Source organism: Magnetospirillum sp. XM-1, assembly GCF_001511835.1.
GTDB lineage: Bacteria > Pseudomonadota > Alphaproteobacteria > Rhodospirillales > Magnetospirillaceae > Phaeospirillum.
The window spans coordinates 3,022,173-3,035,274 of record NZ_LN997848.1 but is presented as its reverse complement, the minus strand read 5'-3'; the positions used below and the strand labels follow the sequence as shown (position 1 = coordinate 3,035,274).

Here is a 13,102-nt window from a genome sequence, read left to right as displayed (position 1 = left end):
CGCCCGACTTTCGCCATCAACCACCAACCATGAAGAATGCCGACCAGATATACGGCATGCTCCACTGGCTGTTGCGCAACATTTCCAGCTGAGCCTCCCGCAGGGCATCGTGGGGAGTCTTGCCCGCCAGAAGCCTTTTGTAAAGGGCCGCCATCAAAGTCTGGGTTCCGGCGTCGCTGACCTCCCACAGGGAGGAGACCACGGATTGGGCCCCGGCCTCCTGGAACGAGCGCCTCAGGCCATAGACGCCCTCGCCCTCGTGGACCTCGCCCAGGCCGGTTTCGCAGGCCGAAAGGATGGCCAGCCTGGTGCCGGTCAGATCGAGGCCCAGCACCTCCAGCGCGGTCAGCACGCCGTCGTTGTCGGTATCGATGTCGCCCAGCACCTGGGCGTTGGAGTTGATTCCGGCAAAGGCCAGACCGGCGCGCAGCAGCGGATTGTCGCCGGGCGGCGGGAACTGGAAGTCGCTGGAGCGCTGCAGCTTCAACAGGCGCTTTCTCAGCGTGTCGTCGGCCTTGAGGAAGAAGCCGTGGGTGGCGATGTGCAGCACCTCGGGCGGCTCGTTCATCTCGCGCAGCACCTTCTCCTGGGCGGCGGCCTTGGAGTAGATGTTGGTGGGCTTGCCCTGGCTTTCCACCGTCTTGACGATCAGCTGGCCTTCCTTCTCGGCGCCGGGCAGCGGGTCGAATTTCAGGCCGCGCATGCCGCTCATGCCGCGCACCGCCGACTGGACGTCGTTGCCGGCCGAGCGCGAGCGGGCCTTTTCCAGGGTCGCCTTGCCGGTCACTTCCTCGGTGTTGTAGTCGGGACCGGCATTGATCAGATAGCCGCCCTTGGCCGCCGGGATGGATGACGGCAGCAGGTCGCGGCTGGAATTCAGGACATGCAGGTCGATGCGCTCGATCAGGTACTTGCGGTTGGGCTCCACCAAGGCGCTGATGGGAGCGATGTTCAGCATGCCGTCGGGAATGACGTAGACCTTCTTGCGTCCGCCCAGCGCCCGCTCCAAGGGCTGCCAGACCAGCTTATGCACCTGCTGGCCCACATCCAGCAGGTCGTCCATCTCGATCTCTTCGTTCTGGATGTCAGTGCGGTACTTGACGATGGCGTCGTCGATGGTCTTGAGCGAATCGTACTTCACCAGACCATAGACCGGATTGTCGCCCTCCTTGCGCAGCGTGGCGGCCACCAGCTTCTGGCTTCCGTCCTCGCCGTAGATGAAGAAGTCGACCACCACCGATTCGGCCGGCAGCGCCTTGACCAGGTCGTCGAGCGCGATGGCCGCCACCGAGTGCTGGAAGCGGGTGGAGGAGCGGCCCAGCGCCCCTTGCAGGTCGTTGATCTTCTCTTCCAGGCCGTTGATGACCTCGACGTGGTTGTCCTTGGTCTCCTCGGTGGGACCCGACAGCGTCAGCGCCGCCAGGCGCTTTCTGACCTCGGCCAGTTCCTCGGTCAGCTTGCTCAGCTCGGGATCGCGCGACAGCCGCGTCACCTGCTGGATTTCCGACGCCACCTTGAGCAGCAGCCCCTTGCGGTTGAGGCTGATCTCCATCAGCGCCTTGCCGGCGGTGGGCTCGTCCAGCTTGGCGAGCAGCGCCACGTAGGCGGCCAGTTCGGGGGCGTGCAGGCGCACATAGCCTTCGCGGGCGTTGTCGCCGGTGACGTAGAGCACCCGGTTCAAGAATTCGGTGCGGCGCTTGAAGGTGGTCTGGCGGGTGGCGAAGGCCGACTTCAGGTCGCCCATGTCCTCTTGCACCGCCGCCAGGGTGTTCAGCGTCTCGAAGGTATAGGGATGGCTCGGCCCCAGCGACGCCTCGTCGCCGGCCAGGGTCTTGGTCAGGAGAGCCGCCGCCTCCTTCAACTTCTTCTGGGTGCGGTACAGCGCCGCCAGATCGTGCATGGAGCGCAGAGTGTCCAGATGCTTCTCGCCCAGCACCGAGCGGCGCCCGGCCAGGGCGGTGTCGAAGGCCTTCTCCGCCTCGCCCAGCTTGCCCTGGCGGTGAAGCGCCCGGGCCAGATTGTTCAGCGCCTTCAGGGTATTCTGGTGCTTCGGCCCATAGGCCTTGACCCACGCCTCGTGCACCGTCTTGAACATGGGCGCCGCGCGGTCGTACTCGCCCTTCAGCATGTAGAGATAGGCGAGGTTGTTGGTGGCGGCGATGGTGTCGGGATGCTTCGGCCCGATGGTCTTGCCGAACACGGTGATGACGCTCTGGTACAGCGGTTCGGCCTTGTCGAACACGCCCTGGCTTTCATAGAGCAGCGCCAGGTTGTTCATGGTGGTCAGCGTGGCCGGGTGGGTCTCGCCGAAGGCCTTGCGGCCGCCGTCCAGCGCGCCGCGCAGGAAGGGTTCGGCCCGCTCGTAGATGCCCTCCTTCTCGAGGATCTCGCCCACGTTGTTGGCGGCGATCACCGTCGAGCGGTGCTCGGTCCCCAGCACCTTGCGGTAGCGTTCCCACGCCTCCATGAAGGTCTTTTCCGCCTCCAGCAGGCGGCCCTGCTTGCGGTAGATGGAGGCCAGCGAGGAGAGCGCCGCCACGGTGTTGGGATGGGCGGCGCCCAGCGCCTGGGTCTGGGCGTCCAGCACCTCCTTGGCCATCTTCTCGGCGGCGTCGTACTCGCCGCGATCGTCCAGCACGTCGGCCAGATCGCCCTTGGCCGACAGCAGGTTCTGCTGGTCGCCCGCCGCCTGGGCGTCGCGCACGGCGGATTCGAGGAGCGCCTGCGATTCCGGCAGGCGTCCCTGGCGATGATAGAGCCCGCCCGCCTCGATGCGGGTGGTCAGGCTTAAGGGATCGGCGGGCGCCAGGGCCAGCTTCTGGATGGCGACCGCCTGATCCAGCAGGGTGGCGGCGGCGTTGTAGTCGCCCTGGACGCGCTTGAAGGCGCCCTGTTGCGCCAGACAGCGCGAGAATTCGCCGTGGGCCTCGCCATAGACCTTGCGGCTGGCCGAACAGGTGGAATCCAGCAGCTTGTCGGCGTCCTTGGTCTTCGACGCGTTGACCTGGGCGCGGGCCAGGGCCAGCTGCAGGCTGATGGTCTGGGGATGGGCGGCGCCCAATCCGGTGGCCGACGCCTTGGCCGCGGCCTCATAGACCTTGGCCGCCTCGGCGAACTTGGCCTGGGAGGAATAGAGCCCGGCCAGGGCCTGTTGCACCTTGACCGTCTCGGGATGGGCATCACCCAGGGACGCCTGCGACAGCTTCACCGCCAGCTGGTAACTGGCCTCGGAGTCCTCGATTTTGCCGGCCAGTTGCTGCAGGGCGGCCAGGTCGGTGGCGCTGATGATGGTGGCCAGATGGCCCTCGCCCAGATTGTCCTTGGCGATGGACAGCGCCTGGGCCGCCTCCTCTATGGCCTTGGGCAGGTCGCCGCCCCCGGCCGAGGCGATGGCGGCCTGATGGGCGCGGTTCCACAGCATGGCGGCGCGCTGCTTCGGCTGGGGCACGCCCGAGGCGGCCTGCTGCTTCTCGGCCACCCAGGCGGGCAGCGTCGAGCGGGCCTTGGTGATCTCGTCATCCAGCCGGCGCACGTCCTCGGCCTTGCCGGCGGCCATGGCCTGTCTGGCCTGTCCGATCAGGTCGTCGGCGGATTGGGCCAAAGCCGGAGAGGCGGCGATCAGCACCGCCAGGGCGGCGCCACTCAGCAACGTCAAGGCACGCGAAGCCATCATCGAACCCTCTCCCATGTGCCGCCGGTCATTCCCCAATGTTCAACGGCGGAATCTAGCTCTTTTCCTTGTGCGTATAGACGCCATCCCAATCGGAACCCGGCGGCTCCTCGATGAAATGCTCGATGCGGGCGAGATAGATCTTGTAGATCACCCGCTCGGGATCGGCATTGTGCAATTCCTGGAAGGCCATGCGGGCGGCGTCCCACTTCTGCTCGCGGAACATGACCAGCGCGGCCAGGTGCTTGGACAGGGCCGCAACGGCCTCGGCGTCCACCTCGCCCTCGAAGCCCAGGGGCTCGTACAGACGGACCGGGGTGTCCTTGCCCTTCACCCGCACCAGATCGATCTCGCGGCTGATCAGGCCGGGAACCGCCGCCTGGGTGTATTCGGTGACCATCATGTTGACGCCGTACTGCTTGGTCAGGCTTTCGACGCGCGACCCCAGGTTGACGGCGTCGCCCAGCACCGTATAGGCCATGCGGAAGTCGGACCCCATGTTGCCGACGTTCATGACGCCGGTGTTGAGCCCGATGCCCACCTTGATGGGCTTCCAGCCCCGCGCGATGAAGTCGTCCTTCAGCTCGTCCATCTTCTTGACCATGCCCAGCGCCGCCTGGACGGCGTGCCGCGCGTGGTCGGTATCGTGGAGCGGCGCACCCCAGAAGGCCATGATGGCGTCGCCCATGTACTTGTCGATGGTGCCGCGGTGATCGTGGATCACATGGGTCATGGGGCTGAGGAAGGCGTTCATCAGCACGGTCAGTTCCTGCGGCGCCAGGCCTTCGGAAATGGTGGTGAAGCCGCGCACGTCCGAGAACAGCACCGTCATCTCGCGGGATTCGCCGCCCACCGTCACCTGCTGGCCGGTCTTGTTCATCTCGGCCACCAGTTCCGGCGGAATGTACTGGCCGAAGGTCTTGGCGATCTGCTGCTTCTGATTGCGCTCGATCATGTACTGGCGGAACTCCACCAGCAGATAGGACAGGACCAGCGCCAGGACGGCGTAGGACATGGAGACCACCACGCCCAGGTTCACGTAGAGCGCGCTGCCCGCCAGGATGAAGCCCAGGCCCAGGGCCACCACGAACATGCCGCGCAGCAGCGGACGGGTGAGATAGAGCGACAGCAGGATCATGGCCAGCATCAACGCCAGGGGCGGCACGGCGTCCATTACCGGGCTGGCGGCGCGCAGCGGCGCGCCCTTGAGGATGGAGCTGATGGAATCGGCGATGATCTCCACCCCGTAGACCATGCCCACGGGGGTGTCGAACCAGTCGTGCGACACTTCCGAGGTGTCGCCGAGAACGACGATCTTGTCCTTGACCCAGAATTCCAGCTCGGCCAGCTCGCGCTCGTCCAGCCCGGAGATATCCAGGAACTCCAGCGCCGAAAGGCCCGCCGACTGGCTGAGGAACCGCGTGCCGGTCGGCAGCGGCGGGAAGTCGATGTAAAGCTTGTTCTCGTGGTCCAGCGGCACCTTCAGATCGCCCAGGACCAGCGTGTTGCCGTCCAGCTTGGGCTCGACGCCCAGGAACATGGCGGCCGCCTTGACCGCGAAGGGCCAGCCGCCCTTCTCGCCCACCGTCTCGGGGAAGACCTTGAGACGCGACAGGGTGGTGACGATCTTGGAATTGGACTGGATGTTCGTGTAGGCGCTGGCCGAGGCCTGGTCCAGCAGCGTGGTCGGATAGTTGATCTTGACGAACTTGCCGTCCCGGAACTCGCCCTGGGCCACCAGCAGGGTGTTGCCGGAATCGCCCAGCGCCTTGGCCAGGGCCGGGTCCTCGTTGTACGAGGAGGGGAAGTCCATCAGCATGTCGACGGCGATGACCTTGGCGCCCAGTGTCTTCAGATTGGTCACCATGGCGCCGATGTCGGTGCGCCTGAGCGGAAAGCTCTTATAGGCCTTGAAGAACGCCTCGTCGGTGTTGACCACCACCACTTCGGGCGAGACGGCCAGCTTCTTGGCATCGCCATAGGCCAGCCGCAACTGGTGCCGGAAGGACAGTGTCTGGTCCTCCAACAGGGCGAACCATTCGAAATGCTGCGCGGGGATGGCGACCAGGAACAGGATGAGGGTGAAGAGAATGTCGTATCGCTTGGTCATTCCGCTCATGGCGCTCCCCGGAATCAAGAAGGGCGCCCTCCTCGCGGAAGAGGGCGCCCTGTAAAGGTCAGTTGGCGTTGAGCTTGTCGTTGTAGACCAGCGCTTCCTTCTGCTTCAGCTCGACCAGCTTCAGCTCGTTGTAGGCGCGGATCAGCAACGGACGCATCTCGTTGTCGTCCTTGTTCTCGTCGAAATACTTGCGATACAGGTCCATGGCCGCCACGGTGGCGCCCTTCTCGTCCAGCAGGTTGGCCACCGAGAAGTCGTCCTTGGGGTTGATGGCGCGGATCTTGGCGATGTTGTCGGCCAGCGCCTTATCCTCGGCCGCCGACAGCCACATGATGGCGCCTTCCTTGTCGGCCTCGGCCACCTTCTGGCCGTTCTCCAACACCGCCACGGTGAAGCTGTGCTTGCCGGGCGAGAGTTCCGGCACCTTGAAGCGGACCAGATCGCCGTCGGCGCCCGGCACCTGATGGGCGGTGCCGTCGATGGTCAGCACAAAGGAGTGCTGCTTGCCGAAGCTCTGCCAGGCCAGCTCGGGATAGGTGGCCGACAGGGTGACCTGCTGCACCACGCGCAGCTTGATGGCGGTGTCCTTGGCGACGCCGCGGCGCACGGTGGTATAGCGCTGGGCCTCGGCGAAGCGGTTGCCCAGGCCGGCCACCAGGTCGCCGGACGCGGCTTCGGGGGCGGACAGCTTGCCGCTCACCACCTTCAGCGCGTTGCCGGCCACTTCGATCTGGCTGCCCGACGCGATGGTCTGGGCCATGTTGGTAGCCTGATCGACCAGCTTGCCGGAGCCGTCGGCGCCGGTGCGGATCATGTCGCCGGCGAACAGGTACTTGTTGCGGTTGACGGGCTTCCAGGCGGTGCCGTCCCGGCTATGCTCGACAGTGCCGCTGACCTGCATCAGCAGCGAAACCGGCGGATCGGCGGCCAAAGCCCCGCCAGGGACCTGCGAAACCAGCAGCCCAACCGCGAAAATCAAGGCAGCGAACAGTTTGCTCTTCATCTTGGCCTCCTTAGCCGATTCTTCGGAGTCTAGCATAGAAGCGGTCCCTCCATAATCGGGCGGGCACACTACTCCGTCAAACTTCGTTACGAACATTCGCTCCGGCTCAAACCGACCACCCCCCTCCCGGAACCGACCGCCCTTTTTCCCCAGGGGTCGATGACTTCCCGAATTGCTTATACCTAGAGTATACGATGTTTGCCTCAATGAGCCGAGATCATTTTGAACCGCCGCTCGTCCTCCACGGCGCCCGCCAGCATGGTCGGCGTCATCACCAGACAGCGCTCCTCGCCCACCCGCGCCCGCTCGGCCAGGCAGGTATCGACGGCCCGGCGCTCGGCCAGCCCGACGATCAGCCCGCGATAGCGCAGCATTCCGTCCCGGGGCCGGATCACCACCATGGCGGAACCGCCGCCCAGCCGCCCGCGCAATTCGCGATGCGCCTTGTCCAGGTCGCGGCGGACCTTGCCCAGGTCGCGGCCGAAAGCCACCTCCAGCCCCCAGCCGGCCGGGGCGACGCGGCGCTGGCCCAGGGCGCTTTCCGGCCCGCCGCTTTTTCCACCCCGGGCGATGCCGCAGGATTCCAGCGACCGGTCCGGCGGCGCTCCCCCGCCATTGGCCAATCCGGACAGGGGACGGCCGGCGGCGGGTTGCGCGCCAAGCGCCTGGTCCATCAGGCGGCGGATGGCGCCCAGGCGCTCCGCCGAGGACCCCGCCCCCATCACCACCGCCAGGGCGCGCCGGCCGCCCCGGTGGGCGATGGCCACCAGATTGTAGCCGGCCGAGCAGGTGAAGCCGGTCTTCATGCCCTCGGCCCCGGCATAGGCGCCGAGGAAGCCGTTGACGGTGGGCAGCACGCGGCCTTTCCAGGTGGTGTCGCGGCTGGAGAACAGCGGCCGGAAGGCGGGAAAGTCCCGCTCGATGGCCATGGCCAGCATCGCCATGTCGCGCGGCGAACTGAGATGTCCGGCGGCGGTCATGCCGGTGGCGTTACGAAAGGACGACGAGGTCATGCCCAGCCTTGCCGCCTCCTCGGTCATGCGGGCGGCGAAGGCGGATTCGCTGCCTGCCACGTGCTCGGCCACCGCCACCGCCGCGTCGTTGGCCGAACGCACGATCATCGCCTTCAACGCCGCGCCCAGGGTGATGCGTTCGCCCTTGCGCAGATCGAGCGTCGCCCCGCCCTGGGACGCCGCCCGGTCGGACACGGTGATCACGTCGTCGACCGAGACCTTGCCGGCCTTGATGGCGGCGAAGGCCACATAGGCGGTCATCATCTTGGTCAGCGAGGCCGGATGATGGGCGGCGCCGCCCCGGCTTTCGGCGATCACCGCGCCGCTGCCCAGATCGACCGCCAGAAAGGCCGAGGGCTCGGCCCACGCCGCCGCGGTGGGCAGCACAAGGCCCAGGATCGCTCCCGCCAGGTATCGCACGTATCGGCCCTGTCCCTTCGCCATGCCCCAAACATCGCGCCCCGCCGCCCAACTTGCAAGAGTGCGGGAATTAACCGCTGCGAAACGTTGAAATGTCAGTATGAATGCGGTGCGGGCTTCACTCGGCCGGCATTTCCGGGTTAAGTGATACCGGGGGAGCAAAAGGCTCCGCCGCGCAAGCGGGATGGGAAGCGACGTGAACAACAGGGCCGCAATAGGCGACGGCCAGGATTTCGATCGGCAGTCGCCCGGTTTCATCAGGCAGTTCATCCGCCTGGCCGGTCCCTATTGGCAATCGGGCGAGAAGTGGAAGGTGCGCGGCCTGGTCGCCCTGCTGCTGGGCCTGACCGTGGCCCAGGTGGTCATTCCCATCATGATCAACCTGTGGAGCGCCGAGCTGTTCGACGCGCTCGAACAGAAATCCATGGAGAAGTTCTTCGGCCAGATCGTCGAGATCGGCCTGATTCTGCTGGCCTCCATGACGGTCACCGCCACCCACCTCAAGGTCAAGCGCGCCATCCAGCTGGGCTGGCGCCGCTGGCTGACCCGGCGGCTGCAGGACAATTGGATGGCCATGGGCCACCATTACCAGCTGATGCATATGCCGGGCGACCACGACAACCCGGACGGGCGCATCGCCGAGGACATCCGGCTGACCACCGAAACGGCCATCGACCTCATCCACTCGCTGTTCTACTGCGTCCTGCTGCTGGCCAGCTTCGTGCAGATCCTGTGGTCCCTGTCGGGGGACCTAGTCCTTACCATCGGCGAGTTCGACATTCCCGTCCCCGGCCACATGGTCTGGGTGGCGCTGATCTACGCCTCGGCGGCATCGTCGCTGGCCCTGTGGGTGGGACGTCCGCTGATCGGCGCCACCGACCGCCGCCAGACGGCCGAGGCCAATTTCCGCTTCGGCCTGGTGCGTGCGCGCGAGAATTCCGAGGCCATCGCCCTGCTCCATGGCGAGGTCGGCGAGCGCCGCCGCTTCTCCGAGCTGTTCCGCGGCATCGAGGGCGCCTGGAACCGCCAGACCGCCGGCCTGACCCGGCTGTTCCTGTTCACCTCGGCCTATTCGGTGTTCTCCACCGCCTTCCCCATCCTGATCGCGGCGCCCCGCTACATCGCCGGCATCATCTCGCTGGGCCATCTGATGCAGACCGCCCAGGCCTTCCAGCAGCTGTCCCAGGCCCTGTCCTGGCCGGTGGACAACCTGCAGAAGGTGGCCGAGTGGCGCGCCTCGGTGGAACGCGTGCTGTCGCTCCACGACGCCCTGCAGGCGCTGAGGGACGATTCCTCGCGGCCCGACGCCCACACGGTCATCGTCCAGAAGGCCGCCATTCCCACGCTGTGCTTCCACGACCTGACCATCGCCAACGCCGATGGCGGCGTGGTGATCGAAGGCTTCAGCGCCGAGATCATCGGCGGCGAGCACGTGCTGATCGGCGGCGACCCCGGCGCGGCGGTCAAGCTGTTCAAGGTGGTGGCCGGCCTGTGGCCGTGGGGACGCGGCACCGTCGACCTGCCCTGCGACGCCCACATCTTCTTCATGCCGCAACGGCCCTACATGCCCATCGGCACGCTGCGCGGCGTGCTGACCTACCCTTCCGCCATGGAATGCTTCCCCGAGGATCAGCTGGAGGGCGCGCTGGACCGGGTCGGGCTCGGCCACCTGATGCCCCGCATCGACGACACCGCCATCTGGGAGCAGAGCCTCACCGCCGGCGAACAGCAGCGCCTGGGCTTTGCCCGCCTCCTGCTGCATCGGCCCAAATGGGTGTTCCTGCAGGAAGCCACCGACGCGCTGGACCCCGATGGCGAGCGCAAGCTGATGCAGCTGCTGATCGACGAGTTCCCCGCCGCCACCATCCTCACCGTCGGCTTCCACGCCGAGCTGGAGCAGTACCACCAGCGCAAGCTGACCCTGACCCCCTCGCCCGACGGCACCATCCTGGTGCGCGAAAGCCGCAAGGACTGGGACCAGCCCAAGCGCGGCATGAACTGGGGCGGACGGCTGTTCGGCAACCTGCTGCGCCGCGGCGAGCGCCGGGCGCTGTCCGACGGCTTGACCAAGCGCGGCGACAAGCGGCGCTGAGGCAAGCGAGGGCTCCCGCCCACACCCCATTCATGAAATCAAAGGGGGTCCGGGGCCTTGCCCCGGATGGGCCTGGGCGATAGCCCAGTCTTACCCCTTGCGCCAGCCCTTGATCATGTCCCGGTACCACTTGCCGGAATTCTTGATGGTGCGCTTCTGGCTGTCGAAATCCACGTGGTAGAGGCCGAAGCGCGGGCCGTAGCCCGAGCCCCACTCGAAATTGTCCAAGAGCGCCCAGACAAAATAGCCGCGCACGTCGGCGCCCTCGGCCACCGCGTCCAGCATGGCCTGCTGGTACTCGCGGAAATAAGCCAGGCGATGGGTGTCGTTGACCACGCCGTTCTCGTCGGGGGTATCGCTGCCCGCGCCGCCGCCGCAGCCGTTCTCGGTGACGTAGACCGGCAGCTTGTACCGCCGGGTCAGGGTCAGCAGCTCATCCTTGAACACCTCGGGAAAGATGGGCCAGCCCACTTCCGGATGGTTGGCCGATTCCGGCGGCGCGCCCCAGCCGTAGCCCCAGGTGGTGGCGGGGTCCGCCTTGGCGTAGATGGGACCGTAATGATTGAGACCCATCCAGTCGGTGGGGCGGCAGATGCGCGCCAGATCGCCGGCCTGGACATAGGGCTCCACGTCGCGGGCCATGATCTCGGGGTAGTGCCCCAGATGCTGCGGATCGCAGAACACGCCGTTCCAGTGGGCGTCCAGCAGGTCGGCCGCCGCCTGGTTCTCGGCCAGCCCGCCCTCGGGCCGCACGATCTGGCGGTTATGGATGGCGCCGATGGAAACGCCCGGAACATGATCGCGCAGCACGTCGACGCCCATGCCGTGGGCCAGATTGACGTGGTGGATGGCCTTCATGTGGGCGGCGCGGTCGGTCACGCCCGGCGCCGCCCAGTCGATGGCGTAGCCGAACATGGTGAAGACCGAGAACTCGTTGAAGGTGGCGAAGTGCTTGACCCGGTCGCCGTACCGCTTGGCCGCCAGCACGGCGTAATCGGCGAACCAGCCGGCGCAGTCGCGGTTGGTCCAGCCGCCCAGATCGTCCAGCGCCTGGGGCAAATCCCAGTGGTAGAGGCAGACCCAGGGCGTGATTCCGGCTTCCAGCACGCCATCGATCAGGCGGTCGTAGAAATCGAGGCCCTTCCGGTTGACCTGTCCCTTGCCCTTGGGCAGCAGGCGCGGCCAGGCGATGGAGAAGCGATAGGCGTCAACGCCCAAATCCTTGATCAGCCCCACATCCTCGGGCCAGCGGTGGTAATGGTCGCAGGCCACGTCGGCGTTGGCGCCGGTCCACACGCCGCCCTGCAGCCGGCAGCGGGTGTCCCAGATGCTGGGGCCGCGCCCGTCCTCCTTGGTGGCGCCCTCCACCTGGAAGGCCGAGGTGGAAACCCCCCAGACGAAGTCGGGCCGCAGGCTGGTCTGCTTCTTTTTACCGGCGCCCATGATCCCCTCCCGGATGGCTGATTTCCGGAAAATCTTCCCACCCTAGCGGAACGGCGTCAAGGAAGCGTCCCGCCCCGCCGTCACGGCGACGCCCCCCACCACGGCCAATTGCAGCAGCAGGACCAGGAGGCCGGCATCCACCGGATGGGCAAAACTGAGCGCGGCGTTGGACAGCGCCGCCGCCGCCAGCCCGCCCAGCAGCAGTTCCATCCGCCGCCGCAGGCCGGCGCCCCGCAGCACCATCACCACCATGGCGATGGTCGGCAGCCCCATCATCAGGGCGATGTCGGGCAGGCAATGCAGATGGGGGGCGGCCAGCAGCTCGGTCTGGACGTGCCCCCCCCATTCCAGCAGGCATTGCCGCCCCAGGCTGGCCAGCCACAGGCCGAGGGGAACAAGGGGCGCCAGCCCCCAGGCCCGCGAGCGGCCGGGAACGCCCAGCGCCAGACCGGCCAAAGCGGCGGCGGCGGCGGTGGCCAGACTGGCGGAAATGCGCAGCAGGAACACCGGCTCGGCCAGACGCTGGGAAAGATCGTCGCGCAGCCCCATGGACAGCGCGACCAGCACCACCGCCGGCAAAGCCAGGGCGAACCACGTCGCCAGCCGCCGGACGGGGGCCTTCAGGGGGTGCACCGGGGCGGCCTGGGCGGCAAGGCGGGCGATCAGCTCCTCGGTCTTCATGCCTCCCCCCTCCCGGTCAGCTTGGCCCGCAGCGCCTTGATGCCGCGATGGACCGCCACCTTCAGCGCGCCCACCGACATGCCGGTGGCCTCGGCCGCTTCCTTGAGCGAACGCTCCTCCAGCTTGAGCAGACGGACGGCGCGCCGCTGACCTTCGGGCAGGTCCGCCAGGGCGCGGGCCAGCAGATGCGGGTCGCCCGGCCCCTCCTCCGCCGCCGGGGCCGCCACGTCGGGCAAGCCGCGCTCGAAGCCGCATTCGGGGGCCTCGCGCGCCGCCCGGCGGGCGTGGCGCCGTGCCGCGTCGGCGACCCGGTATTGCACGATGGCCAGCAGCCAGGGCAGGAAGGGACGGCCGGGATCGTAGGTATGGCGCACCGCATGCAGCGACAGCAGCGCCTCCTGCACGATGTCCTCGGCATCGGGGCCACGCCAGCGCTTGCCCACCACGCGGCGGATGATGGGAGCCACCTGGGCCAGCAGGGCGCCGTAGGCCCGCCCGTCGCCGGCCTGGGCCGCCCGCATCAGCTCTTGCAGATGGGTATCGTCGTCGGTCCGCACGCGCCGCTCCCGTGTCTCGGCGCAGGATGCGCCCGACGGACGGGATGGGCAACAGGCGGTGAGCGTGGCGGCGTTCATGACGGGAACTTCGCCGCCACAGGCGG

Annotated in this window: 8 protein-coding genes; 1 reads left to right on the top strand and 7 read right to left on the bottom strand. The window is 67.2% G+C overall.

From position 1 onward, the window contains the following. Positions 1-16 precede the first annotated feature (16 nt). From XM1_RS13995 to XM1_RS13980, 4 genes are all read right to left on the bottom strand, one after another. Entirely contained in the window at positions 17-3,673 is a 3,657-nt protein-coding gene (locus XM1_RS13995; protein ID WP_068434420.1) for a CHAT domain-containing protein, read from the bottom strand. A 52-nt stretch (positions 3,674-3,725) separates the two neighbouring features. After that, the gene (locus XM1_RS13990; protein ID WP_068434419.1) at positions 3,726-5,789 is read right to left on the bottom strand and encodes an adenylate/guanylate cyclase domain-containing protein; all 2,064 of its coding nucleotides are present in this window, start codon (positions 5,787-5,789) and stop codon (positions 3,726-3,728) included. A 58-nt stretch (positions 5,790-5,847) separates the two neighbouring features. Next, positions 5,848-6,792, bottom strand: a complete 945-nt coding sequence (locus tag XM1_RS13985) for a hypothetical protein (RefSeq protein ID WP_068437841.1) — start codon at positions 6,790-6,792, stop codon at positions 5,848-5,850. 203 nt (positions 6,793-6,995) lie between these two features. Further along, positions 6,996-8,249, bottom strand: a complete 1,254-nt coding sequence (locus XM1_RS13980; RefSeq protein ID WP_082700532.1) for a D-alanyl-D-alanine carboxypeptidase family protein — start codon at positions 8,247-8,249, stop codon at positions 6,996-6,998. 172 nt (positions 8,250-8,421) lie between these two features. On the opposite strand from XM1_RS13980, the gene XM1_RS13975 reads away from it, so the two are divergent. Then, complete coding sequence (locus XM1_RS13975) at positions 8,422-10,317, top strand: ABC transporter ATP-binding protein/permease (RefSeq protein WP_156428743.1); 1,896 nt, start codon at positions 8,422-8,424, stop codon at positions 10,315-10,317. Positions 10,318-10,407: 90 nt separating this feature from the next. Here XM1_RS13975 and XM1_RS13970 read toward each other — a convergent pair whose 3' ends face one another. From XM1_RS13970 to XM1_RS13960, 3 genes are read right to left on the bottom strand one after another with little or no spacing between them, the layout of a single operon-like run. After that, positions 10,408-11,760: a GH1 family beta-glucosidase gene (locus tag XM1_RS13970; protein WP_068434413.1), complete on the bottom strand. Its 1,353-nt coding sequence runs from the start codon at positions 11,758-11,760 to the stop codon at positions 10,408-10,410. Positions 11,761-11,802: 42 nt separating this feature from the next. Further along, positions 11,803-12,441 carry an NrsF family protein gene (locus tag XM1_RS13965; protein WP_068434411.1) on the bottom strand — a complete coding sequence of 213 codons (639 nt, stop codon included), beginning with the start codon at positions 12,439-12,441 and terminating at the stop codon, positions 11,803-11,805. Beyond that, on the bottom strand, positions 12,438-13,076 hold the full coding sequence (locus tag XM1_RS13960) for a sigma-70 family RNA polymerase sigma factor (protein WP_197603078.1): 639 nt from the start codon (positions 13,074-13,076) through the stop codon (positions 12,438-12,440). Before XM1_RS13960 ends, XM1_RS13965 begins: the two co-directional genes overlap by 4 nt. Positions 13,077-13,102: the final 26 nt, after the last annotated feature.